Source organism: Nocardiopsis sp. ATB16-24, from assembly GCF_030271535.1.
GTDB lineage: Bacteria > Actinomycetota > Actinomycetes > Streptosporangiales > Streptosporangiaceae > Nocardiopsis.
Genome location: NZ_JASCXJ010000008.1, coordinates 82,621 through 107,812, shown reverse-complemented (window position 1 = coordinate 107,812; position 25,192 = coordinate 82,621). Strand labels below are relative to the sequence as shown.

The window sequence follows — 25,192 nt, the reverse complement described above, 5'->3', positions numbered from 1 at the left end:
GGTCCTTTCTCGACGTCTTCGTCGGGAACGAGCCTAGAACGCGGACGGCACGCGGGCCGACGCCGCCTCGGAGCGACCGTCCACCGTCGTTCCTCCGGTCATCCCCCGGGTTCGGGGATCGCCTCGATGAGCGCCGCCAGCCCCTCGGCGTCGAGCAGATCGGCGGGACGCACGGTCAGTCCGGCGCGCACGTAGTGGAAGGCGGCGCGTACCTCCTCCGCTTCCACCCCGGCCAACTCCGCCCACGCCAGACGGTAGGCGGCCAACTGCACGCCCACGGCCCGACGCTCGGCGTCGGTGGCGGGCGGTCGTCCGGTCTTCCAGTCCACCACGTCGTAACGGCCGGTCTCGGGATCACGGAAGACCGCGTCCATGCGTCCCCGGATGAGCCGGTCGCCGATGACCGTCTCGAAGGAGACCTCCACCTCCTCGGGGATCCGCGAGCCCCACTCGCTCTCCTCGAAGCGGCTCTGCAACTCGGCGAGGTCCTCGTCCTCTCCCGCGGTCTCGTCCGCGGCACCGGGCAGCTCGTCCAGCAGCGTGGCGCGTCGACCGAAGCGCTGCTCCAGCCAGGAGTGGAACGCGGTGCCCCGACGGGTGTGCGGCGCGGGCGGTCGCGGCAGCGGGCGCCGGATCTGCCGGGCCAGGGCGGAGGGGTCACGTGCCAGCCACACCATGGACGAGACCGACAGGTGTCCGGGCAGCTCGACCTGGACGGGCCCCTCCTCGGTACGCTGTTCCTCGGCACGGCGGTGGGCCAACAAGAGCTCGGTGTCGCGTTCCCATCCCCGCAGGCGGCGACGCAGCCCCTGCGGCCACGCCCCCTCCTCCGGCTCGACGCCCCCTTCTCGCAGCCTCGCACGGGAGCGCCGGACGAGGTCGGCGCCGGAGAGGATCCCGGCCCGGCGGTCGGAGTCCTCGTCCCCCTCGTCCTTCCGCGGAGGCCACACGGCCGTACCGTCGTCCTCCTCCTCGTAGGGATTGGCGTCGGGATCGGGCCGGGGTTCCCAGTGCACGACCTTCCCCGCTCCGTCCTCACAGGCCTGACGGATCTCCTCCAGGAACAGCGAGGGTCCGCGCTCGCTCGCGGCGTCGTGTCCCCACCAGTGGCCCGTGCACAACAGGGCGAAGGAGGCGCGGGTGACGGCGACGTAGGCCAACCGCCGTTCCTCCGACAGATGGCGTTCCTGTTCGGCGGCCTTGAACTCGTCGATGCCCTTCTTGTCCACCGACAGCAGCTCGGGCAGGTTCCGACGATCACCGCGCAGCCGGTAGGGCAGCAGGTGCTCGCCCTTGATCCACATGTCGCCCTCGGACAGGCTCGTGGGGAACAACGGGGCGTACTTGCCGCCGCTGATCCCCGGCACGACCACCACGGGCCACTGCAACCCCTTCGCGGCGTGCATGGTCATCAGTTTGACGGTGTCGCCGCTTCCGACGCGCTCGCCGGGCGCCAGGCCGCTCTCCCGCTCGGCCGCGGCCCTCAGGTAACCGAGGAAGCCGCCGAGGGTGGGATCCTCACTGTTGCCGACGAAGCGGGACGCGTGGTCGACGAAGGCGTCCAGGTCCGCGCGCGCCGACATCGGCTCGCGTCCGGTCCGTGCCCCCACCTCGATGTCCAGTCCGAGCATCCGCTCGATCTCGGTGATCAGGTCGGGCAGGGGTTGTCCGACCAGTTTGCGCAGGGTGCGCAGTTCCTCGGCGAGCAGACCGAGCCGCTCACGGGCGGTCTCGGAGTAGTTCTCGGCGGGACCGGGATCGTCGAGGGCGTCCACCAGACTGCCGCTCTCCGCCGTCAGGTCCAGTACGGTGCGGCGCAGGATGTCGTCCTCCGGTTCCTCCCCCGGGTCGGGTGAGGTGAGGTCGCGCCTGCTCTGACGGGCCAACTCGGCGGCGCGGGCACCGAGCGCGGCCAGGTCGCGCGGCCCGATGCGCCAGCGCGGCCCGGTCAGGATGCGTGCGAGTTCGTTGCCCGCCGAGGCGTCGTGGACCACCCGAAGGGTGGCGATGATGTCGCGGACCTCGGGCACCATCATCAGGCCGCCCAGCCCGACGACCTCCACCGGAACGCCACGCTCCTCCAAGGCTTCGCGCAGTGCCGGGAACTGGGAGCGCTTGCGGCACAGCACGGCGATGTCTCCGGGACCGACGCCGCCGTCCTCGGCCCCGCCGGACTCTCCGGTCGGCCATGGCAGGCCGTCCGGCGCGGTCTCCGCCCCGCCCGGCTCTCCGGGGCCGGCGTCCAGGTAGCTCCTGACCCGTTCGGCGATCCACGCGGCCTCGTCCTTCTGTCCGGCGAACAGTCCGGTGTGGACCACGCCCCTGCCGCGCCGCGCCGGGCCGGGATACAGGACCGGCACCTCGGGGCTTTGGACACGGAGGGGTTCGGAGATACGCCTGGCGACCTCCAGGACGCGCTCCCCGTTACGGAAGCTGGTGGCCAGGCGGCGTACGGGCGCGGCGCGACCGGGCGAGGCGGGGAAGTCGTGGGGGAAGTTGGTGAGGTTGGCCGCGACGGCTCCGCGCCAGCCGTAGATGGACTGGCAGGGGTCGCCGACCGCGGTGACCGGGTGGCCCTCCCCGAACAGGGCACGCAGCAGTACGAGCTGGGCGTGGCTGGTGTCCTGGTACTCGTCCAGGAGGACCACACGGAACCGGCTCCGCTCGATGAGACCGACCTCCGGGTGGTTCTGGGCGATGCGTGCCGCCAAGGACACCTGGTCGCCGAAGTCCATGGCCTCACGGACGTGTTTGGCGTGCTCGTAGCGCTCCACCAGGGGCAGGAGCTGCTCACGGCGCAGCTGGGCGTTGAGCAGGTTGCGCGTGGGCACCGTGGGTTTGCGCGGCAGGGCCTCGATCGACGCGCGCAGCCATCGCCCGATCCCTCGGATCTGCTCCGTGCCGGTGAGGTGGTCGGCGATCTGCCCGGACAGATCCAGGACCCGGCGTGTGACCGTGTCGGCTCCGACCGTGATCAGGTCCATGGGGCCGTCGTACTCGCCGACCACACGGGCCGCGAGTTGCCAGGCCTGGCCCTCGCTGAGCAGGCGGGAGCTCGGTTCGACGGCCTCGCGCAGGGCGTGGTCGGCGACGATGCGTCCGGAGTAGGCGTTGTAGGTCGACACGGTGGGTTCACCGTCGAGCAGCTCCTCGGGCAGCTGTTCGGTCTCCCTCAGCTGTTCCATCCGCCTGCGCACGCGTTCCGCCAGTTCGGCGGTGGCCTTGCGGGTGAAGGTCAGGCCGAGGATCTGCTCCGGACGCACATGGCCGTTGGCCACGAGCCACACCACTCGGGAGGCCATGGTCTCGCTCTTGCCCGACCCCGCACCCGCGATGACCACGCCGGGTTCCAGGGGCGCGGAGATGACCTCGGCCTGTTCCGCCGTCGGCTCCGGCTGTCCCAGAAGACGGGCGAGTTCGGCGGGGGTGAAGCGGGGAGGCGGTGCGGAGGGAGGGGGATCCGACGCGGGGTGGGGGTGGGGGCGGGGGTGGGTTTCAGACATGTCTGCCCTCATCCTGGACCGGGCAGCAGGAGCGAACGGCGCACGACCTACAGCCCTTGTGACGTGTGGCGGTGAAGCGGGACCCTCCCATGCCGGCGGCGACCTCGCGCACCAGCGTCCCGGCCCATCCGGGATCGGGGTCCTCGCCCAGGGGGGGTTGGGCCTGCTCTCTGGCCTTCTTGATCTTCTCTCCGACCTGCACCAGCGAGGCGCCCCCCGGTTCGGTGAGTCCGAGCCGGGCGAAGGCCCCCTGGAGGACCGCCATCTGGTAGACGCCGAGCTGGGGATGGCGAGCCAGGTCCTCGGCCTTGTTCCTGCCGGTCTTGATGTCCACGACCACGGCTCGGCCCTGGTCGTCGCGTTCGAGGCGGTCGACACGGCCGGTGATCTCGATACCGCCCACGTCCACCCGGAACCCCTCCTCCGTGACGACCAGTTCGCGGTCGTTGGCCGCCTCCCAGTCGATGAGTTTGCGGACCATCGTGTCCGCACGGTCCCGTTGGGCCCTGGACTGCCAGGGGCCGCCGAAGTCCAGGTCGGCCCAGATCTCGTCCATGCGTCCGCTGATCTCCTCCGGGGTGCTGCCCTGGGCGACCAGCACGGCGACCGCGTGTACGACCGTGCCGAGGGCGGACGCGGCGTCGCCGGAGGAGGCTCCGGCGACGCGTTCGAGCAACCAGCGCAGCTGACAGTTGGTGAAACTCTCCACCTGGGAGGGCGAGACCCGGATGGTGTCCTGGGCGTCGGCCAGGGGACGGTCGTCGCTGAAGGGTGTGAGCGCGTACCACTCGGAGGGGTCGGCCCCGCGCACGCCCTCCTCCGCGAGCCGGGCCAGGTGGCGGGCGGCGGCCTCGCGCAGCGGTTCGGGGGCTCGAAGGTCGGTGACGACCGAGCGCAGGTCGGCGACCAGTGAGGGCAGGGACAGCCAGCGCAGGCCGGTGCTGACGGGCTCGGGTTCGCCCACGCCCATTTCCGAGAGGAAGCGTGAGGGGCGTTCGTCGGTGTCCTCGCCGCCCACGGCCGTCACCACCAGCGTGCGACGGGCGCGGGTGAGGGCCACGTAGAAAAGACGGCGCTCCTCGTCCAGGAGTTTGGAGGCCAGTGCGGCTCCGAAGGAGTCGGCGGAGTGCACGTCGGCGTCCACGAGCTCCTCCACGCCGAGCAGGGAGCCACGCAGTCTGAGGTCGGGCCAGTCACCCTCCTGGGCCCCGGCGACCACCACCAGGTCCCACTCCAGCCCCTTGGACCGGTGGGCGGTGAGGATGCGCACCGCTTCGCCCTCGGGAGCGCGTTCGGCGAGGCTGTCGCCCGGGATCTCCTGGGCCGCGAGATCCTCCAGGAACCCGGCGGGGGTGCCTGGGGGCAGCCGGTCACAGTAACGGGCGGCGCTCTCGAACAGGGCGACCACGGCGTCCAGGTCACGGTCGGCGGAAGCGCCCCTGCGGCCTCCGGCCAGGACGGCGCGCAGCAACCGGTCGGACAGGCCGCTGTCACGCCACAGCTCCCACAGGACCTGTTCGGCGTCGGCGCCCTTCGCGGCCAGGGTGCGGACGGTGCTCAACGCCTGCGCGACACGGACGGCGGGCGCGGCGACCTCCGGGTCGACGAGGGCGAGTTCGGTCGGGTCGCGCAGGACGTCCACGAGCAACCGGGAGGAGGGCCGGTAGGTGCCGCCGTCCCCGTCCTCCCCCGGACCGCGGGCGTGGGCGCGGTCCAGGTCCAGGCGCCGCAGGGCTCGCACCAGTCGGCGCAGTCGTACCGTGTCGGCCTCACCGAACGCGCTGGTGAGCAGCTCTCGGGCGGCCTCGTCGTCCAGCTCGTCGGGGAACAGGCCGTAGCGGATCAACGCGAGCATGGGCCGGACGATGGGTTCGGCCGCCAGGGGCAGATCGTCGGCGCCGACCGCGACGGGGACCGCGGCGGCCGCCAGGGCACGACGCAGCACCGGTAGTCGGCGGCCGACCGAACGCACCAGGACGGCCATGTCCGACCACGGGACGCCGTCGATCAGGTGGGCACGACGCAGCGTGTCGGCGATGACCGCGGCCTCCTGGGTGCTGCTGTCGGCCGACAGCACCCGAACCGAACCGGCGGGCAGCCCCTCGGCGGGGATCAGCTCCCGGTGTTCGTTGACGCGACCGTGGGCGGAGGCCACGGCGGGCAGACGCCGGGTCAGGCCGCGCGAGGCCGACAGCAGGGCCGCACCGCTGCGGCGGCAGGTGCGCAGCGCGACCACGGGGGCCTCCGTACGTTGCGCGGTCGTGAAACGGCGCGGGAAGTCGAGGATGTTGTGGACCTCGGCGCCGCGGAAGCCGTAGATGGACTGGTCGGGGTCGCCGACCGCGATCAGGTCTCGGCCGTCCCCGGCCAGAGCGCGCAGGAGTTCCTCCTGCGCGGGGTCGGTGTCCTGGTACTCGTCGACGAACACGACCTCGTGGGCGGCGCGCTCGCGTTCTTGGACCACGGGATCGGAGAGCAGGTTCGCGGCGACCCGCACCAGTTCGGCGTAGTTGAGCGTGGGCACCGGTGCGATGTCGAAGCGGCCCGTGTAGCGTTCGAGGAACCCTGCGGCGGCCACCCAGTCGTCACGGCCACGCTCGCGGCCCAGCGCCTCCAACTCGGCCGGTCCCATACCCCGCTCCTGGGCGCGCATGAGGAAGTCGCGCAGTTCTTCGGCGAAGCCGCGGGTCTCCAGAGCGGGCCGCAGGCGTTCGGGCCAGTCGACGCCTCCGTCCCCCGCCTCGCCCCTGAGGAGTTCTCGGACCTCCATCAACTGTTCGGGTCCCGAGAGCAGGCGTGGCGGCAGGTCGCCCATCCGCTGGAACTCGCGGCGGATCAGGCCGTAGGCGTAGCTGTGGAAGGTCAGGGCCAGGGGTTCACGTGTGGTGCGACGCAACCGGGCCGTGATGCGCTCGCGGAGTTCCTGGGCGGCCTTGCGACTGAAGGTGAGCACCAGGACCCGTGAGGGGTCCACACCGCGATGGTCGACACGGTCGACGACGGCCTCGACGATGGTGGTGGTCTTGCCGGTGCCGGGTCCGGCCAGGACCAGCAGGGGGCCGCCCGCGTGTTCGACCACGCGCCGCTGGTCGTCGTCCAGCACCGGTGCCGGCCGCACCTGGTGGGCGCGCCGCACGAGACGGTACGAAGTCGTGTTCACCCCACCAGTTCACCAGAGGTCGGTGACCACCCCGCACGTCCTCCCCCTCACGGAGGCCCCTCACTGCTCCTCGGGTCCCTCCCATCTGGCACGTCCCATGTCCACGCGGTCGCTTCCCGGGCGCATCGGGGTGCCCTCGGCCGCGTAGTGCGACAGCGCGCGGACCTCGTGTCCGGAGGCCGGGCTCCCGTTCGCGCGCACCACACGCCACCAGGGCACTCCCCCGCCCCAGGTGGACATGACCGAGCCGACCTGGCGGGGGCCTCCCCTTCCCACGTACTCGGCGACGTCGCCGTAGGCCATCACCCGTCCGGGTGGGATCCGCTCGACCAGTGCCAGGACCTCCTCGGCGTAGTCGTCCGGTCCGCCCTCTTCGTCTGTGAACACCCCGGCAGCCTACAGACGGTCTCCGACGCCTCGGGGCCGCTCCCGGTGCGGGAGCGGCCCCGGTTCGGCCTCCAGGCGCGCACGGGTCAGGTGAAGACCTCGTGACCGTGCTGGGGCCAGGCCAGTTCGGGATCACGTCTGCGGGTTCGGACGGCCTTCAACAGGCCGAACGCCCCCAGCACGATCAGGACCGCACCGAGTATCCACGCCGTCCACGCGGCCACGGCCGTGCCCGTGAAGCCCAGCAGCAACGGCAGCGCGAGGACCACGACACCGATCCCCAGCAGGCTCAGTTCGCTCGCCACCCCCGCGGGGCGCGTGATGGACATGACGCAGGCCACGATGGTGCACAGGCCGAGGACGAACATCGCGCCCGCGCCGAGACCGTACATCCCGTGCCAGACGTAGCTCAGTCCCAGGGCCAGGCCGGCGAGCATCGCGGCCCAGTCGGTCCAGCGTCCTCTCAGTCGCATGGAGCCACCTCCCAGCAGCCCGGCCGTCGCCGGCCGACGACGGCCTCTGCCGACCCCTACCCACTCGTGGCACAAATCAGGCAAACCATGAAAAAACGGTCGGCGGTGGTGCCGGAAGAGTTCTTCCGGCACCACCGCCGACCTCCCGAACGCGACGGCGTCGTAGGCGGCGACCCGGGCGGACGGTGGAGACCACCCCACGGACGAGGCGGACTCGGGTGGATGCGCCGCTGGATCGTTGATGGGAGTTTCCTGAAACTCCCATCAACGACCTAGTAGGCGGGCAGACTCGGGTCGACCTGGTTGATCCAGGCCAGGACGCCGCCGCCCACGTGGACGGCGTCGGAGAACCCGGCCGCGTGGACCGCGGCCAGCGCCTCGGCGGAACGCCCACCCGACTTGCAGTGCAGGACCACACGCTTGTCCTGCGGCAACCGCTCGAACGCCTTGCCGTTGAGGAACTGGTCCTTGGGGATGAGCGTGGCCCCCGGGATGTTGACGATCTCGTACTCGTTCTTCTCGCGCACGTCCACGAGGAAGATCTCGTCGGGCTTGTGGTCCAACAGGTCCTTGAGCTCGGACGCGGTGATCGTCGCGCCGGCCGCCGCCGCACCGGCCTCCTCCGACACGGTGCCGCAGAACGCCTCGTAGTCGATGAGTTCGGTGACCGGCTCGGTGTCGGGGTCCTTGCGGACCTTGACCTCGCGCCAGCTCATCTCCAGGGCGTCGAAGATGAGCAGACGACCCACCAGAGGCTCCCCGATACCGGTGATCAGCTTGATGGCCTCGTTGACCATGACCGAGCCGATGGAGGAGCACAGCACCCCCAGCACGCCGCCCTCGGCGCAGGAGGGGACCATACCGGGCGGCGGGGGCTCGGGGTACAGGTCGCGGTACTGGGGCCCGTACTCGTTCCAGAAGACGCTGACCTGACCGTCGAAGCGGTAGATCGAACCCCAGACGTAGGGCTTGCCCAGGATGACGCAGGCGTCGTTGACCAGGTAGCGGGTCGCGAAGTTGTCGGTCCCGTCCAGGATCAGGTCGTAACCGCCGAGGATCTCCAGCGCGTTGTCCGACTCCAGGCGCTCCTGGTGCAGGATCACGCGGGTGTTGGGGTTCACCTCCTTGACGCTGTCCCGGGCGGACTCGGCCTTGGGTCGACCGAGGTCGCTCTGTCCGTGGATGATCTGACGTTGGAGGTTGGACTCGTCCACGACGTCGAAGTCGATGATGCCGAGCGTCCCCACACCGGCGGCGGCCAGGTAGAGCAGCGCCGGGGAACCCAGACCGCCCGCGCCGACGACCAGGACCTTGGCGTTCTTCAGGCGCTTCTGCCCGTCCATGCCCACGTCGGGGATGATCAGGTGACGCGAGTAACGGCGCACCTCGTCCACGGTCAGCTCGTCAGCTGGTTCCACCAGCGGCGGCAGCGACACTGTGACTCCTCATGTCTGTTCGGTTGCTTCACACCACCCGTACCAAGGGAGCACCGGGCGAGGGGACGGGTGCGCGAAACATGCTTGCACTCATACCCAACCTAACGGGTGGGGTTTTCCATTCCCACCCCCGGGAGGTGTTGAGCACACGTGGGTCCGCGCACGTCCCGCCGGCGTCAACCACCGCGGCACGGGTGTTCATTCCACGCGCTCCGGCGTACCGGCCCAGGCGGTGGGTAGTGGTCGTGTGTACGCTCGGAGACCGATGTTGGGAGGCACCTGTGGCACAGGAGGATCGTTCCGTGGGACGGGGCACCGCCGCCGAGGGGAGCCCCGTCCCCGAGGTCGTCGAGGTCCCCGAGGCCGACGCCGTCGACCAGAGCACGCCGGCCGTGGACGAGGCCGAGAACGGGTGGGACCACCCCTCGGAGGACAGTCTCCACCGCGCCTCCGAGGCCGATGTGGTGGAGCAGGCCCTGGAGGTCGAGTTGGACGAGGACGAATGGCGCTGACCCGCCCCCGTGCTCCCTTCCGAAGGACCGTCGGCGACGAGTGCACGCGCCCGGTGAGGAAGACCTCCCCTCCTCGACCCCACCGGACCGGCCTTCTTCCCTGCGCGGGAAGAAGCTACGCGAGAGTAAGATGAGGGAAGACATGGAACGCGCCGCTGGCCGTGTTCGGCCAGACCCGGCCACGCAGATGTCCGGCGAAGGCGTGTATCCGCCATTCCGAGTTCGGAGGGTGTGGGTGTGACAGCTCCTTCAGACGCCCGCACGCGGGGCACCCGTCTGCCCCGGGTGAGACGCCGCCGCCAACTCCTGGCCGCGGCGCAGGAGGTCTTCGTCGCGCGCGGGTACCACGCGGCGGCGATGGACGAGATCGCCGATCGTGCCGGCGTCAGCAAGCCGGTGCTCTATCAGCACTTCCCGGGAAAGCTGGAGCTGTATCTGGCTCTGCTCGAGGAGCACTCCGAGGTGCTGGTCGAAAAGCAGCGCGAGGCGCTGGAGAGCACCGATGACAACCGTCAGCGCGTCATCGCGAGTTTCCGCGCCTACTTCGACTTCGTCGCGGGGGACGGGGAGGCCTTCAGGCTGGTCTTCGAGTCCGACCTGCGCAACCTGCCCGCCGTGCGGGAGAAGAGCGAGGAGACCCTCCAGCGCTGCGCGGAGCTGATCGGGGCGGTGATCCGTCAGGACACCAGCATCTCCGACGAACAGGCGCATCTGCTCAGCATCGGGCTGGTCGGCATGGCCGAGACCAGCGCCCGGTACTGGCTCAACAGCCGCGGTTCCGTCCCCAAGGACGCGGCGGAGCAGTTGGTGGCCCGCCTGGCCTGGCGCGGTATCAGTGGCTGGGATCTACAGCGCAAGGCGGACGGACAGGACTGACCTCTCCCGTCACTCCACGGCGGTTCCCCGGGGCGTGTTCCGCGCCCCGGGTTCTTTTGTCACAGCACGAGGGAAATTGCCACCCATTTTTTCTCAAGGAAATTCCCAAAAAATAGGATTCGCCCCAACGCGTGTATGACAAGCGGTTCAATCGCCGCACGTCGGGTATCGGCGGGATGAGAAGCAACGCGCTTCTCTTCGCCGTATCCGTCCGGTCCGCCATTCGGCAAACCCGACGGAGCAAGCGATTTGGAGGTGAAGACGTATGGACGTGGGTCAGGGATTGACGACGGCCTGGCAGGCGGTGGCGAATTTCGTGCCGCTTCTGGTCGGATTCCTCGTGATCCTGGTCCTGGGCTGGATCATCGCCTGGTTGGTGGGGAAGGCCGTCGCCAAGGGCCTGCACAGCGTCGGGTTGGACCGGGCGCTGCACCGCGGGGGCATGGGCGAGTACTTCGAGCGTAGCCGCTGGACCGCCAGTGAGCTGAGCGGAAAGATCATCTACTACGTCGCGCTGTTGTTCGTGCTCACACTCGCGTTCAACGTCTTCGGACCGAACCCCGTCAGCACGCTGCTCAGCGAGATCATCGCCTGGATTCCGCACGCCATCGTCGCGCTGGTCATCATCGTGGTGGCGGCGATGATCGCCAAGGCCCTTCGTGACGTCATCTCCGGCGCGCTGGGCGCTCTGTCCTACGGCCGGATCCTGGCCAACGTGGCGGCCGTGTTCGTCCTGGGCCTCGGCGTCATCGCGGCGCTGAACCAGATAGGCGTCGCCGTCACCGTGACCCTGCCCGTACTGGTCACGGTCCTGGCCACCATCGGCGGTATCCTCGTCGTCGGCGTGGGCGGCGGCATGATCGAGCCGATGCGCGGGCGCTGGGCCCGGTGGCTCGACGTCGCCGAGCGGGAGACCGATCGCATCAGCGAGGAGAGCAGCTACCGCGCGGGACGTGAGGCGGCCATGAACCGTCCCACCTCCACCGAACGCGCGGAGCCGCGTGAGGGAGCCACGTCCCAGGCCTCACGACGCGGCATGGGCGATGAGCCGCAGGCCCCGTAGGACGGCCGCGCGGCACGATCGCGTACCGAAAGAAGAGGTGAGGGCGGGGCCGTCGGGTCCCGCCCTCATCCGTGTGTTCGTGCGTGTGATGCGTCCTGGGGCCCCGTGGAGAAGGGCTCGCACCGGAGAAAGCCGCCTAGAGGAATTCCGAGTCGCGCAGTTCCAGGCGAGAGAGGTGTTCGATCCGCCGGAAGGTCAGCACGACGGATGCGATGATCGGGAGGAAGGCCAACCAGAAGGCGACACTTCCCGGCCCGGTGAGGACCATGGACACGAGTGCGACGACGAAGATCAGTGCGAAAAGCGCGAAGTCGATACGATCCTGCTGAATCAGGACGCCAACCGGTGGGCGCGCCGCGCCATGCCGACCGCTCCCCATTCGCCTTCCTTTCCTGCGGCCTTGTGGGCCGCTCCGCCAGTTACGGCGTCGGGATCTCTTCCGGACCCGCGTAACGCCGTCGGTCCCGCATGACATCCCGCGGGACCCGACCACGGTGCACCGACCGCCACCGGTCGTTGTGGAGCCACCGACCCGTTTCAGCGTACGCCCAGCGCGGGATTTCCGCCGGAGAATCCGCCAGGGCCGCGAAGTTCGGTTTCCAGAACGCGCCAGCCTGCGGACGTCACCAACCTAGCGGACGAAACCGTGTTCCTTGGCCAGCCGGCAGATCGCGAGTACGCGGATGGTCTCCCAGTCGTACTCGACGGCGTCGGAGTCCCAACCCTGTTCGAGGCAGCCGTCGAGGAAGCCGTGAAGGTAGGTGCCGAGGCTCCGAGCGTTGAATCCACTGCCCGAAGCGGCGATGCCCTCGCGCACCTCGGCGGCGTGTTGGTCCAGCTCGGCGCACAGCCAGGGTTCGATCGGACCGCTGAGAGGACCGATCCGGTGGAAGTCACGGGTGAGTCCGGCCAGCGGATGGCGCACGGAGGTCCCACTGGGCATGGAAGTACCTACTCGGGTGGTCAGAAGACGGAAACTTCATCGATATTAAGGGAGACCACCAACGAATCGTTACGAAAGTGGTGGATATTACCCATCTTTGACCAAGAAACCCCAAGGTCGGGTCAAAGGTGGGTAAGTTCTGCGCTCGCCCCAGCGTGCGGCTTCAGGAGGACAGACCCATGGCCTCCAGGCGGGCGGCGTGCCGGTCGGTGAGCGAGGCGAACATCCTGCTGACCGCCGCCAGGTCGCCCAGGCCACCACCGTCGCCCGTCTCCGACCGTTGGGCGGCCAACAGCGCGGCGAGGTGGGGGCGGGCCACCGCCACCGCCTGCGCCTGGCTGAGCGCCTCGCCGACCAGGCGACGGGCCCACAGGGACAGACGCCCCGCCAGCGTGGGGGTCTCCTCCAGGGCCGCGCGCACCGTGCTCGCGACGAACTCGGCACGACCGGTCTCCGCCAGAACCCCCTCCACCAGGGTTCGCGTCTCCTCGTCGGCCAGCGCGGCGACCTTGCGATAGAAGTCACCCGCGATACCGTCGCCGACGTAGGTCTTGACCAGACTCTCCAGCCAACTCTGCGGTTCGGTCCTGCTGTGCCAGGCGTCCAGGGGTTCCACGAAGGGGGCCATGGCCTCCTCCGGGTCGGCGCCCAGCTCCTCCAGACGGTCTCGCAGCACCTGGTAGTGCGCCTGCTCCGCGGCCGCCAGGGCGGCGAGCTGTCCCTTGGACCGCAGGGAGGGCGCCAGCCCCGCGTCGTCGGCCAGCCGGAAGAAGGAACCCAGCTCGGCGTAGGCGAGGAGTCCGAGCAGGTCGATCACGCCGGCGCTGTCAGAGGAGCCTTGGGTCATGTCGGTCAGAGTATCGTCCGGGCCGCTCGGACACCGAACCGGGGACTAAACAGACCGTGGACACGGTTGCACCCGCTGAGAGCGGGTACGGTCCACGCCGTCCACAGCCAGGTGAACCGTCCTATGTCCACCTGGCACTCCAACGGCTAGACTCTGCGTGATGACCGGCGTGTGCGTCCTACTCGACAATCTCCTCACGCACGCGGGGATCTCCCACGCACCGGTGCCGCGCAGGCGGCGCCCACACAGGCTCGGACCACCGTTGGGTCCCGAGTCGCGTGAGGACCAACGACGAACCACGGATGCTCCCCGTACCGAGCGGGGAAGGTCACGATCCGCGGCGGGGGACCCCCCACGCCGCACGGACCGGCCAGGGCAGCGCCACGACACCGCCTCACCACGAGGCCGAGGTGAGCCGCGCCCGCCTGGCGGTCAGGAGCCGGCCACGACCGCATCCCGCCGCGGCCACGCAGGAGCCTGCGGCCCGCGAAGATGGAGGCTTGAGCCCTGAGCAGCACAGAAGAGACGACCAAGACCAAGACGACCTTCCGCGATCTGGGTGTGAGCACCGAGCTCGCGGACGCACTGGAGGCGGAGGGGATCGTCGAACCCTTCCCCATCCAGGAACTCGCCCTGCCGATCGCACTGGACGGCAGCGACATCATCGGTCAGGCCCGTACCGGTACGGGCAAGACCCTCGCCTTCGGCCTCCCGCTCCTCCAGCGGGCGCAGGCCGCCCCCGGCTCGTCCAAGCGGCCCCGCGCCCTGGTCGTGGTCCCCACCCGTGAACTGGCCATCCAGGTCGCGGCCGACCTGACCACCGCCGCCAAGCGCAGCGGCGGTCGGATCCTGACCGTCTACGGCGGCCGTTCCTACGAGCCGCAGATCAACGGTCTCAAGGAGGGGACCGACGTCGTCGTCGGCACCCCGGGGCGTCTGCTGGACCTGGAGAAGCAGAAGCACCTGCGATTGGACCAGGTGTCCGCCGTGGTGCTGGACGAGGCCGACAAGATGCTCGACCTGGGCTTCCTGCCCGACATCGAGCGCATCCTCACCAGGATTCCGCAGGAACGCCAGACGATGCTCTTCTCGGCCACCATGCCGAGCGAGATCGTCTCCCTGTCGCGCAAGTACCTGCACCGTCCCACCCACGTCCGCGCGGGTGACGACGACGAGATCGACGGCACGGCCATCACCGGGCAGATCACGCAGCACGCGTTCCGCACCCACCAGATGGACAAGATCGAGATGCTCGCCCGTCTGTTGCAGGCCGAGGACCACGGCCAGAGCATGGTGTTCTGCCAGACCAAGCGGGCCTGCGACCGGGTGGCCGGCGAACTCAAGGAGCGTGGATTCGCCGTCGCGGCCGTCCACGGAGACCTGGGGCAGAGCCAACGCGAGCGCGCTCTGCGCGCCTTCCGCAACGGCAAGATCAACATCCTGGTCGCCACCGACGTGGCCGCCCGGGGACTCGACGTGGACGACGTCACCCACGTGGTCAACTACGAGACCCCCGAGGACGAGAAGACCTACACGCACCGCATCGGCCGTACCGGTCGGGCCGGGCGCAGCGGCACCGCCGTCACCTTCGTGGACTGGCAGGAGATGCCGCGGTGGAAGCTGATCAACGCCGCGCTCGATCTTCCGTTCGCCGAGCCGGAGGAGACCTACTCCACCTCCGCGCACTTCTTCGAGGCGTTGCGGATCCCGGCGGGGACCAAGGGCAAGTTGGCCGCGGACAGGCGCGACGAGCACGCGGGCCTCGAAGCCGAGGAGATCGAGGACATCGGCGACACCGGCATGCCGCGAGGCGAGCGTGGTGGTCGACGTCGGAGCGAGGGCGGACGCGGCCGCAGCCGTTCGCGCCAACGTACGCGCGGCGGCCAGGCCCGCACCGAGGGTCCGGCGGACAAGGCCTCCTCCGGCTCCACGGCTCCCGCGGAGACCACGCGCGAGGGCACCGCGTCCTCGGCGGAGGGTCCCCGCAGGGTGCGTCGACGCCGTCGTACACGCGGTGGTGTCAGCGCCGCCCGGCGTGACCCCGAGAACACCTGATCTCGGGGGTCCGCACCGACGGACATGACCGGCCGACGTCCGCCGCCCGACGGGCGGAACGGCGACCGGAACCGCGTGGCACCCGCCTCCATGGGTGCCACGGCCGGGACGGACGGGTGCCGCCCTCTCGGGGCCGGTGCCCGCGGTCACGGCCCGGGTCCGTCCGGCCGGGGTCACCGATCGTCTAGGGTGGCCCGACGTGAGTACACCTCGGTTCATCGATCTGCCACCGGGCGTGCGGCGCACGGACATGACCCTGTCGTACGGTCCGGTGGCCGCGCTGCGGGCGTTTCCCACCTCCGGTGGTTCCACGCTGGCCCCCGCCCTCCTGGTGCACGGTTTCACGGGCAGCAAGGAGGATTTCATCGCCCTCTTCCAGAGCCTGGCCCAGGCCGGGCGGGAAGTGGTCGCGATCGACCTTCCCGGTAACCACGAGTCTCCCGGGCCCGAGTCCCTTCCCCCCGTCCCCGGAGTACGCCGCCCCGACTACCGCCTGCCCTCCCTGGGCGCGGTGGTCGCCGAGGTCCTGGAGCAGGTCGGTGAGGGCGGACCCGTCCACTTGCTGGGGCACTCCTTCGGCGGCCTGGTCTGCCGCGAGGCCGCGCTGACCGCGACGGCGCCGCCGGCCTCTCTCACCCTGATGTGCTCGGGCCCCGGCGCTCTGAGCGGCCCTGGTGCGGGTACGGCGGGGAACCTCATCGCCGCCGTGTCCATGAACCCCACCGCCGAGCGGCTCAGGCAGCTGTGGGAGGAGCAGTTCGACGCGGTGGCGCGGTCGCGCACGACCCGGCCCGAGATCCATGACTTCCTACGCAGGCGGCTGCTGTCCAGCAGCGCCGTGGGCCTGATGCACATGGCCGAGGAGCTCGTGTCCGCACCGGACCGCGTGGACGAGCTGGCTCGGGTGGACATGCCCACACTGGTCCTGTACGGCGAGAACGACGACGCGTGGTCTCCGCGGGAACAGGACCGGATGGCCGAACGCCTGGGCGCCAGGCGTCTGGTGGTGCCCGGTGCGGGTCACTCCCCCAACGTGGAGGCGCCCGAGACCACCGCGAGCGCTTTGACCTCGTTCTGGAACGAGGCGGAGTCGGTCGGCCGTCACTGAATCACGGCCGCCGCGCCACCGAAGGAGACGTGGCGCGGCGGATCGGTGATCGGGGTCCCGGTGCCTCGGTGCGGGCCCGTCAGACCCAGGAGTCGAAGTTCTTGCTCTCGGCGCCCGAGGTGGTGGACGGACCGCGGTCGGGCAGGATCCGGGTGTCCGGAGGCAGGGAGAGCAACGCCTCGCCGATGGAGGCCAGCTGTGTCGTGTAGTCGACGTAGGTGTTGCCGACCATGCCGGGTTCGCCCTTGCGCAGGGTGTCACCGCTGAAGACGACGCCGAGTTCGCTGATGTAGTAACCGACGGTGCCGGTGGAGGTACCGGGCAGGGCGAGGACGTCGATGTGCAGGTCGCCGATGTCCAGGGCGCCCTGTCCCTCCACCTCGATCTCCGGACGGTGCTCGGCACCGTGGTGGCGACGCCAGGCACGCATCTCACGCGGGTGCAGTGCGATGGGCGCCTCGAACTCCTCCGCCACCTTGATGGCCGACTCGATGTGGGGGCTGTAGGCGTTGGTGCAGGCCACGAGGTAGACCTCGCGGTCGCCGACGGCCTTGAGGACGGCCTCCGCGTCGTGGGCGGGGTCGATGACGACGACACCCTCCTCGTCCGCCTTCACGATCCAGGTGTTGCTGACGACCTCGTTCTTCTCGCCCTCGAACTCGAAGACGCCGGCGGTGCGCACACGCGTGATGCCGTCCCCGTCGGGGCCGGTCACCCCGACCTCCTCGTTCTCGTCCGCGAAGACGTCGCCGGTCCCGGCGTCCTCCTCGGGCTCCGAGGACTCCTTCTCGGCCTCGGTCCCGTCATCGGCCTCTTCCCCGGCGTCACCGTCGTCGGAGGACGTGCCCTCCCCGGTCTCGGCCGTGGTCTTCTCCGCCTCCGGCTTCTCCGCGCTCTCCCCGTCGTCCTGCTCGGTGACGGCCTCCTCCTTGTCCGCCGCGGCCCCCGCAGCGGAATCGGTGGCCTCCTGGCCGTCCTGTCTCTTCGGCTTCCGCTTCCAGAACACGGCGTCAGACCTTTCGAGTTCGTCCGAGTACGGGTGAATCGCGTTGCGACCATTGTCGCGTTCCCGCGCAGTGGTCGGTACCGTACCGGACTCTGAGGATCCGGTACATGCTTCACCCCCGCAACAGGGGCGTTCCCGTCGCCGGCGCCACGAGCCGCTCGAACGCCTCCGGGGCGGTGGTCCGACACCCCAGTCGCCGACCGGTCAGGCTTCCGTGGTCGTCGCTGGAACCGGTGACCACCACGCCCAGGTCATCGGCGACACCGCGCCAGTACCTGGCCTGGGCCCGGTTGTGCGAGGGGTGGTCCGCCTCGATCGCCCCCATTCCCGCGGCGACCATGCGCTCGACCAGTTCGAGGGGGACCGTGTTGTTCAGGGAGCCTTCCGCACGCCCCGGGTGGGCCAGCGAGCACACTCCGCCCGCCGCGCGCACCAGCCCCACCGCGCGGACCGGGTCGATCGCGTAACGCGAGGCGTAGGCCGGACCTCCCGAGCCGATCCAGCGGTCGAAGGCGTCCTGGACGTCCCTCGCCGCCCCCGCCTCCACGATCGCGCGGGCCAGGTGGGGCCTGCCGATGGTGTTGGCGTCGGCGTGCTCCTCGTGTCCGGCTCCGGCGATCTCCAACACCCGTTCCCAGGTGACGCCCACTCCGTGCTCACGGAGTTTGCGGACCATCTCCTCCGCACGGGAGGCGCGATCGGAGCGCACACGGCGCAGCTCTTCGGCCAGATCCGGCTCCTCGGGGTCGAACAGATAGCACAGCAGATGGACGCTGGACCCCTCGTAGGCGCAGGACAACTCCATCCCGGGAACGAGGGTGAAGCCGGCGGGCAGTTTTCGGGCGGCCTCCTCGATCCCGGCCACGGTGTCGTGGTCGGTGAGCGCGAGCACGTCGAGACCCGCGGCGACCGCGTACTCGACGACTTCGGCAGGGGTGTCGGTTCCGTCGGAGACGGAGCTGTGGGAGTGCAGGTCGATACGTGTCACCGGGCGATTGTACGTAAGTCCGGCTCGACACGTCCCGCGCGGACGGTGCTGGCGACCTCAGTCCGTCGTGTCCCAAGGCGCGAGCGCCTCGGCGAGGAAAGGGCTGGGAGCGCCGAAGGGTGGTTCCAGCGCGATGCCCCCGTCCCGGATGTCACGCAGATCCCGGAGCGCGTTGATCTCGCACATCAGCATGGCGGTGTCCGCCGAGGCGAAGACCAGCCACAGCCAGTGGGCGAGGGCCTCGCCGGTGTAGACGGCGCGGCGATCATGCCCCAGGTCCAGGTTCCACAACGTGACCTCGTGGCCGTCGAAGCGCAGTTTGGCGTCGGCGGCCGAGTCGTCGAAACCGTGACCGGGGTCCGGGCCCTCCATTCCGGCGAGGCGGGCGCCGAGGCCGATACCGGGGTCCTCCGCGACGATGACGACCTCTCCGACACCGCCGACCGGATCGGGCCCCGAAAGCGCGACGGCGACGGCCATGGCGCCGCTGCGCTCGTCACCACACTCGGCGAAACCGGTGACCACCCAGTTGGTCGGCAGCGGCCAGGGGATCCACACCGGAACCCGTGCCTGGGACAGAAGCGCCTCCAGGGGCACGGCCCCGGGGGCGCGCACCTGCTGGAGGGGCGCCACCGCTCCGTGGACGTCGCACTGCCAGGCGCTGGTCCACAGCCCCGGAGGCTGGACCGCGCGCCCGCAGCGGGGACACGTGGGCTCGGACTTCATGCTGCTCAGGGTCTACCCGACACGTTCGTCCGGAAAACGCGCCACGCGCGGAGCGGGGCGGCCTCCACCTCGCCGCCATCGGAAGGACGGTGCTAACGGCGCTTCTTGTTGGCCGTCATCCGGGCGCGCTCCTTCTGGTCCAGAACGACCTTGCGGATGCGCACGTGCTCGGGGGTGAGCTCCACGCACTCGTCCTCGCGGCAGAACTCCAGGGCCTGCTCCAGGGAGAGCTTGCGCGGCGGCACCAGGCGCTCCAGTTCCTCGCCGGTGGCCGAGCGCATGTTGGTGAGCTTCTTCTCCTTGGTGATGTTGACGTCCATGTCCTCCGAACGCGAGTTCTCCCCCACGACCATGCCCTCGTAGACCTCGGTGCCCGGCTCGACGAAGAGCGTGCCGCGCTCCTGGAGGTTGAACATCGCGAACGCGACGGCCGCTCCGGGGCGGTCCGCCACCAGGGAGCCGTTGGCGCGGGTGCGCAGTTCACCGAACCACGGCTCGAACTTCTCGAAGACGTGGTGGGCGATACCCGTGCCGCGTGTCTCCGTGAGGAACTCGGTCCGGAAACCGATGAGGCCGCGGGAGGGCACCAACCAGTCCATCCGCACCCAGCCGGTGCCGTGGTTGACCATGTTCTCCATACGGCCCTTGCGGACGCTGAGCAACTGGGTGATCGCGCCCATGTACTCCTCGGGGGCGTCCACGGTCAGGCGTTCGACGGGTTCGTGCACCTTGCCGTCCACGACCTTGGTGACCACCTGGGGCTTGCCGACGGTCAGCTCGTAGCCCTCACGGCGCATCTGCTCGACCAGGATGGCCAGCGCCAGCTCCCCACGGCCCTGGACCTCCCACGCGTCGGGACGCTCGGTGGGCAGGACGCGCAGGGAGACGTTACCGACGAGTTCCCTGTCCAGCCGCTCCTTGACCAGACGGGCGGTGACCTTGGTGCCCTTGGCCTTGCCGACCAGCGGTGAGGTGTTGGTGCCGATGGTCATGGAGATGGCGGGCTCGTCGACCTGGATCAGCGGCAGCGGAACCGGGTTCTGTGGGTCGGCGATGGTCTCGCCGATCATGATGTCGTCGATGCCGGCGATGGCGACGATGTCACCGGGACCGGCCTTCTCGGCGGGCTTGCGCTCCAGTCCCTCGGTCATGAACAGCTCGGTGAGCCTGACCTGCTGGACACTGCCGTCGGCGCGGATCCACGCCACATGCTGGCCCTTGCGCAGCTCCCCCTGCTGGACGCGGCACAGCGCCAGGCGTCCCAGGAACGGGGAGGCGTCCAGGTTGGTGACGTGGGCCTGCAAGGACGCGCCGGGGATGTACTCGGGAGCCGGGATGGTCTTCAGGATGGTGCTGAACAGCGGCACGAGGTTGTCGTTGTCGGGAACGCTGCCGTTGGCGGGGCGCTCCAGGGAGGCCCTTCCGTCCCGGGCGCAGGCGTAGACGATCGGGAAGTCGATCTGGGACTCGTCGGCGTCCAGGTCCATGAACAGCTCGTAGGCGTCGTCCACGACCTCGGCGATACGACTGTCGGGCCGGTCGACCTTGTTGATGACGAGGATGACCGGAAGTTTGGCCTCCAGGGCCTTACGGAGCACGAAGCGGGTCTGGGGGAGCGGCCCCTCGCTGGCGTCGACGAGCAGGACCACACCGTCGACCATCGACAGGCCGCGCTCGACCTCGCCGCCGAAGTCGGCGTGGCCGGGGGTGTCGATGATGTTGATGACCACGTCCTCGCCCTCGGGCGTGGTGTAGTGGACGGCGGTGTTCTTGGCGAGAATGGTGATGCCCTTCTCGCGTTCCAGGTCATCGGAGTCCATCACCCGGTCGTGAACGTCCTGGTTCTCGCGGAACACTCCGGACTGCCAGAGCATGGCGTCGACGAGCGTCGTCTTGCCGTGGTCCACGTGGGCCACGATCGCGACGTTGCGGAGATCGCCACGGCGTGCGGAGCCCTCGACGGGTGTAGCGCTGGACATGGGAAAGTCTCGTTTCCTGTACTGGGAAGAGACCGTAGATTGCCACGGCCCGTTACTTATTTTATGCGGCCATAGCGGTCCGATGAGTAGACGTGTGGCTCCGCCGGGACGGCCGACCACTCGGTGTGACGACCCCCACCGCCCGAGCTCCTCGGACGGACCGCTCGGATCACCGTCGCCGCGTCAGGGACGTGTGACCGCTCCCGCCGCGAGCAGGGGCTCGATCGCACCGAGGAGGGGCACGTCGGCGGGAAGCCAGTCCAGGGTACGCAGGTCCGTGGCCGCGAGCCAACGCAAGGAGAGGTGCTCCAGGGGTCTGGGTTCTCCGGAGAGCAACTCCGCGCGCCACAGTCTCAGCACGGCGGGGCGTGTGTGGGCACGGCCGGGCGCGGGGAAGGGAACGTCCACCCCGAGCTGATGCAGGGGACGGACCACGACTCCGAGTTCCTCCCGGCACTCGCGGACCAGGGCCTGGGCCGCCGTCTCCCCGGGGTCGACCTTGCCACCGGGGAACTCCCATCGTCCGCGCAGGGACTCGGGCTCCGCGCGTTGGGCGGCCAGGACGCGGCCGTCGCGGATGACGGCGGCGCCCACCACGATCAGGGTCTGCTGCTCCACGATGCCCCAGCGTAGCGGGGGGCTACGACATTTCGGGGTCGGGGAACGCGGGGCCGGGGTCGTTCCCGCGCGCGACGGACCGCAGCCGGTGCGCCAGGGCCGTGTGTCGGCGTCCGGACGAGGCGTTGCGGACCGCCTGGGCCAAGGCTCGGCGGGAACCGACGAGCACGACCAGTTTCTTGGCCCTGGTGACGGCCGTGTAGAGCAGGTTGCGCTGGAGCATCATCCAGGCGCTGGTGGTGACGGGAACGACCACGGCGGGGTACTCGCTGCCCTGGGAGCGGTGCACGGTGACGGCGTAGGCGTGGGCGAGCTCGTCGAGTTCGGCGAAGTCGTAGGCGACGTCCTCGTCCTCGTCCGTACGGACCAGGACCTCCTGGGCGACGGAGTCGATACCCGTCACCACGCCGAGGGTTCCGTTGAAGACCCCGTTCTCCCCCTTCTCGTAGTTGTTGCGGACCTGCGTGACCTTGTCACCGACGCGGAAGACGCGTCCGCCGAAGCGACGTTCGGGAACGTGGTCGCCCGCGGGGGTGATGGCCGCCTGGAGCGCGATGTTGAGGTTGGTCGCACCGGCCGGGCCGCCCTTCATGGGGGTGAGGACCTGCACGTCCCGACGTGGGTCGAGGCCGAACCGGCGCGGGATGCGGCGGGCGACCACGTCCACGGTCATCTCGGCGGCGTCCTCCGACTCCTCACAGGAGAAGAGGAAGAAGTCGGACATGCCACGAAAATGCGGTGGTTCGCCGTTGTTGATCCGGTGGGCGTTGGTGATCACCCCCGAGTGCTGGGCCTGCCGGAAGACATGGGTCAGGCGCACGTTGGGGACGGGCGAGTCCTCGTCGAGCAGGTCCCGCAGCACCTGTCCGGCCCCCACGGAGGGAAGCTGGTCCACGTCGCCGACGAACAACAGGTGCGCTCCGGGCGGGACCGCCTTGACCAGCTTGTTGGCCAGCAGTACGTCCAGCATGGAGGCCTCGTCCACCACCAACAGGTCACAGTCGAGAGGGTTGTCCCGGTCGTAGGCGGCCTCCCCGCCCGGACGCAGCTCCAGGAGCCGGTGCACCGTGGAGGCCTCGATGCCGGTCATCTCGGTGAGGCGTTTGGCGGCGCGTCCGGTGGGTGCTGCCAGGATGATCCTGGCCTGCTTGGCGGCCGCCAGGGTGACGATGGAGGCCACGGTGAAGGACTTTCCACAGCCCGGTCCACCGGTGAGCACGCACACCTTCTCCGTGAGAGCCAGGCGTACGGCCTCCCGTTGGGCCTCGGCGAGCTCGGCGCGTGTTCGGGACCGGAGCCACTCCAGGGCCGTGTCCCAGTCCACGCCAGCGAACGCGGGCATACGGTCGACCGGGTGTTCGAGGAGGGCGCGCAGGCCGGAGGCCAGACCGATCTCGGCCCGGTGCATGGGCACCAGGTAGACGGCGCGCACGGGCTCGCCCTCGGGACCGGGAAGGGTCTCGCGGACCACCCCCTCGGTCGCCACGAGTTCGGCGATGCACTCGATCACCAGACCGGAGTCCACCTGGAGGATCTTCACCGCGGCGGAGATGAGCTTCTCCTCGGGCAGGTAGACGTGCCCGTCACCGATGGACTCCGAGAGGGTGAACTGGATGCCGGCCATCACACGTTGCGGACTGTCGTGCGGAATGCCGACCGCACGGGCGATGGTGTCGGCGGTCTTGAAGCCGATCCCCCACACGTCGGCGGCCAGCCGGTAGGGCTCCTTCTGCACGACGTCGATGGAGGAATCGCCGTACTTCTTGTAGATGCGCACGGCCAGGGAGGTGGTGACCTGTACTCCTTGGAGGAAGACCATCACCTCCTTGATGGACTTCTGTTCCTCCCAGGCCTCGGTGATGAGCTTCGTGCGTTTGGGACCCAGGCCGGGCACCTCGATGAGCCGTTCGGGGTTCTCCTCGATGACGTCCAGGGCGTCCGTGCCGAAGTGGTCGACGATGCGCTCGGCCATCTTCGGGCCGATGCCCTTGATCAGTCCGGAGCCGAGGTAACGACGGATGCCCTGGACGGTGGCGGGCAGGACGGTCGTGTAGTCGTCCACCTGGAACTGGCGCCCGTACTGGGGGTGGGAGCCCCAGCGCCCGTGCATGCGCAGGGCCTCCCCGGGCTGGACCCCCATGAGGGAGCCGACGACGGTGAGCAGGTCACCACCGCGTCCGGTGTCGACGCGGGCGACGGTGTACCCGGTCTCCTCGTTGGCGTAGGTGATCCGTTCCAGGACGCCTTGAACGACGGCGGACCGGACGGTCTTGTCGGACACGTGGCCGTCCTTTCCGGGGTCAGGTCCCCTCCGATGGCTGTTCCGGCCCCTCGTGCACCGGCGGCACGTCCTCGCCCGGAGCGGCGAGCACGCGGTCGCGGTCGGCCCGTCGCGGACTCCGGGTGACCGGGACGGAGGAGTGCCGGAGCGTCTCCAGGATCTCCTCGTCGGGCACCGTGCCGTCCGGGAGGACGGAGTTCCGGTGTTCCTTGTTCATGTGGTGGCCGGGGCGGCGGCCGGGAAACGGGTGCGCGACCCCAGCGCGAGTTCCGGGTCGCACGTGAGGTTCACCACGGCCACGCCCTTCCCCTCGCCTCCTCCTCTGAGAAGGGCGGACGTCTTCTGGTCGGCCACCTTGGCGACCAGGGCCGAGGGGCTCGCTCTCCCCCGCTGCGGGGAACCACGGGGCCGCGTCGACGAACCGTTCGGGGACCATGGACACTTCCTTCCTCCCGCGGACCTCGACGATGGCGGAGACCACCGACGTTCGGCGTTCTCCACCCGCGAACGGGGTGACAGAGGGCGACCCCTCCCTCCTGAGGAGGGGGCATGAGGGTTCCCGGAAGGAACGCGCGACGGAGTTCGGTTCAGAGGAGTCCGTAGTGGGCACGGCCCTCGCGGGAGAGCATGTACACCACCATCATGACCGTGAAGCCCAAGGGAACGATCGCGAAGTAGTCCCCGGCGAGCAGGTTCCACAGCAGGAGCGCGCCCGCCGCCGCCTGGAAGACCACGACCCCCCAGAACACCCCGACGGTGCGTCGACGGATTCTTCCGGCCAACAACGTGGACAGCAGCCCGTAGGTGCCGGTGATCACGGCCATCACCCCCATCATGGCGCGTAGCGTCTCCACGCTGACGGCGATCTCCACGCCCTCCTGAGCCGCGATGTCGGCCTGTTGCCGTAGAACCTCCGCCATGGCCTCGGCCGGTGCGATCAGCCCCATGAGGAAGAGGGAGGACAGGGCGAACCCGCAGGCACCGCCCACGAACATCAGGGTGCGGACGACCGCCACCTTCTTGGGCAGGGGCGCGTCGGGGCTCAGAGCACCGAAACCGCCTCCGAAGTCCGACGTCCCCCGCGGCGGCAGGCCGCCGCCCTGCGTCCCGTCGGGGTCGTACGGGTCCTGACCAGAGGGAAACACGGACGTCCTCCGAAGGATTGTCGAATCGGTGTGCTCCACCATGGTAGGCGGCCCGGACCTCCGACCCCCACAGCAGCCCGGATTCC

At 69.8% G+C, this 25,192-nt stretch carries 21 protein-coding genes; 5 read left to right on the top strand and 16 right to left on the bottom strand.

Annotated elements, in window-relative coordinates:
* Positions 1-98: 98 nt before the first annotated feature.
* The 5 genes from PFX91_RS11375 to moeZ form a co-directional block, all read right to left on the bottom strand.
* Positions 99-3,503, bottom strand: coding sequence for an ATP-dependent helicase (locus PFX91_RS11375; protein WP_285731459.1), 3,405 nt, complete (start codon positions 3,501-3,503; stop codon positions 99-101).
* The gene (locus PFX91_RS11370) at positions 3,496-6,639 is read right to left on the bottom strand and encodes an ATP-dependent helicase (protein ID WP_285731544.1); all 3,144 of its coding nucleotides are present in this window, start codon (positions 6,637-6,639) and stop codon (positions 3,496-3,498) included. Before PFX91_RS11370 ends, PFX91_RS11375 begins: the two co-directional genes overlap by 8 nt.
* Before the next feature lie 84 nt (positions 6,640-6,723).
* The gene (locus PFX91_RS11365; RefSeq protein WP_285731458.1) at positions 6,724-7,050 is read right to left on the bottom strand and encodes an MGMT family protein; all 327 of its coding nucleotides are present in this window, start codon (positions 7,048-7,050) and stop codon (positions 6,724-6,726) included.
* Positions 7,051-7,136: 86 nt separating this feature from the next.
* A complete protein-coding gene (locus PFX91_RS11360; protein ID WP_285731457.1) occupies positions 7,137-7,523 on the bottom strand; it encodes an SPW repeat domain-containing protein in 387 nt (128 codons plus the stop codon).
* Between the two features lie 272 nt (positions 7,524-7,795).
* Entirely contained in the window at positions 7,796-8,959 is a 1,164-nt protein-coding gene (gene moeZ, locus PFX91_RS11355; RefSeq protein WP_285731456.1) for an adenylyltransferase/sulfurtransferase MoeZ, read from the bottom strand.
* Positions 8,960-9,240: 281 nt separating this feature from the next.
* Here moeZ and PFX91_RS11350 point away from each other — a divergent pair, with 281 nt between their 5' ends.
* The 3 genes from PFX91_RS11350 (at position 9,241) to PFX91_RS11340 (ending at position 11,410) form a co-directional block, all read left to right on the top strand.
* Positions 9,241-9,471, top strand: a complete 231-nt coding sequence (locus PFX91_RS11350; RefSeq protein ID WP_285731455.1) for an Rv3202a family protein — start codon at positions 9,241-9,243, stop codon at positions 9,469-9,471.
* A gap of 237 nt (positions 9,472-9,708) precedes the next feature.
* Positions 9,709-10,347 (top strand): TetR/AcrR family transcriptional regulator, encoded by a 639-nt coding sequence (locus PFX91_RS11345; protein ID WP_285731454.1) that lies wholly within the window; start codon positions 9,709-9,711, stop codon positions 10,345-10,347.
* Positions 10,348-10,612: 265 nt separating this feature from the next.
* Positions 10,613-11,410, top strand: coding sequence for a mechanosensitive ion channel family protein (locus PFX91_RS11340; protein ID WP_285731453.1), 798 nt, complete (start codon positions 10,613-10,615; stop codon positions 11,408-11,410).
* 136 nt (positions 11,411-11,546) lie between these two features.
* Here the strand turns inward: PFX91_RS11340 and PFX91_RS11335 are convergent, their stop codons facing one another.
* The 3 genes from PFX91_RS11335 to PFX91_RS11325 form a co-directional block, all read right to left on the bottom strand.
* Complete coding sequence (locus PFX91_RS11335; RefSeq protein WP_285731452.1) at positions 11,547-11,789, bottom strand: hypothetical protein; 243 nt, start codon at positions 11,787-11,789, stop codon at positions 11,547-11,549.
* Positions 11,790-12,041: 252 nt separating this feature from the next.
* Positions 12,042-12,353 (bottom strand): DUF6401 family natural product biosynthesis protein, encoded by a 312-nt coding sequence (locus PFX91_RS11330; RefSeq protein WP_285731451.1) that lies wholly within the window; start codon positions 12,351-12,353, stop codon positions 12,042-12,044.
* A gap of 163 nt (positions 12,354-12,516) precedes the next feature.
* Positions 12,517-13,200 carry a ferritin-like fold-containing protein gene (locus tag PFX91_RS11325; protein WP_285731450.1) on the bottom strand — a complete coding sequence of 228 codons (684 nt, stop codon included), beginning with the start codon at positions 13,198-13,200 and terminating at the stop codon, positions 12,517-12,519.
* 561 nt (positions 13,201-13,761) lie between these two features.
* On the opposite strand from PFX91_RS11325, the gene PFX91_RS11320 reads away from it, so the two are divergent.
* Together PFX91_RS11320 and PFX91_RS11315 are read left to right on the top strand one after the other, a co-directional pair.
* Positions 13,762-15,255: a DEAD/DEAH box helicase gene (locus tag PFX91_RS11320; RefSeq protein ID WP_285731449.1), complete on the top strand. Its 1,494-nt coding sequence runs from the start codon at positions 13,762-13,764 to the stop codon at positions 15,253-15,255.
* 199 nt (positions 15,256-15,454) lie between these two features.
* Complete coding sequence (locus tag PFX91_RS11315; protein WP_285731448.1) at positions 15,455-16,363, top strand: alpha/beta fold hydrolase; 909 nt, start codon at positions 15,455-15,457, stop codon at positions 16,361-16,363.
* 79 nt (positions 16,364-16,442) lie between these two features.
* Here the strand turns inward: PFX91_RS11315 and PFX91_RS11310 are convergent, their stop codons facing one another.
* The 8 genes from PFX91_RS11310 to PFX91_RS11275 form a co-directional block, all read right to left on the bottom strand.
* Complete coding sequence (locus tag PFX91_RS11310) at positions 16,443-17,369, bottom strand: MBL fold metallo-hydrolase (protein ID WP_285731447.1); 927 nt, start codon at positions 17,367-17,369, stop codon at positions 16,443-16,445.
* Positions 17,370-17,481: 112 nt separating this feature from the next.
* Positions 17,482-18,357 carry a PHP domain-containing protein gene (locus PFX91_RS11305; RefSeq protein ID WP_285731446.1) on the bottom strand — a complete coding sequence of 292 codons (876 nt, stop codon included), beginning with the start codon at positions 18,355-18,357 and terminating at the stop codon, positions 17,482-17,484.
* A gap of 57 nt (positions 18,358-18,414) precedes the next feature.
* Positions 18,415-19,083, bottom strand: a complete 669-nt coding sequence (locus PFX91_RS11300) for a DUF6758 family protein (RefSeq protein WP_285731445.1) — start codon at positions 19,081-19,083, stop codon at positions 18,415-18,417.
* Between the two features lie 92 nt (positions 19,084-19,175).
* Positions 19,176-21,062, bottom strand: coding sequence for a translational GTPase TypA (gene typA / locus PFX91_RS11295; protein WP_285731444.1), 1,887 nt, complete (start codon positions 21,060-21,062; stop codon positions 19,176-19,178).
* A 183-nt stretch (positions 21,063-21,245) separates the two neighbouring features.
* On the bottom strand, positions 21,246-21,680 hold the full coding sequence (locus PFX91_RS11290) for a (deoxy)nucleoside triphosphate pyrophosphohydrolase (protein WP_285731443.1): 435 nt from the start codon (positions 21,678-21,680) through the stop codon (positions 21,246-21,248).
* 22 nt (positions 21,681-21,702) lie between these two features.
* A complete protein-coding gene (recD2, locus tag PFX91_RS11285) occupies positions 21,703-23,961 on the bottom strand; it encodes an SF1B family DNA helicase RecD2 (protein WP_285731442.1) in 2,259 nt (752 codons plus the stop codon).
* 19 nt (positions 23,962-23,980) lie between these two features.
* Complete coding sequence (locus tag PFX91_RS23130) at positions 23,981-24,178, bottom strand: MmcQ/YjbR family DNA-binding protein (protein ID WP_352231656.1); 198 nt, start codon at positions 24,176-24,178, stop codon at positions 23,981-23,983.
* A gap of 370 nt (positions 24,179-24,548) precedes the next feature.
* Positions 24,549-25,106, bottom strand: coding sequence for a hypothetical protein (locus PFX91_RS11275; protein WP_285731441.1), 558 nt, complete (start codon positions 25,104-25,106; stop codon positions 24,549-24,551).
* Positions 25,107-25,192 lie beyond the last annotated feature (86 nt).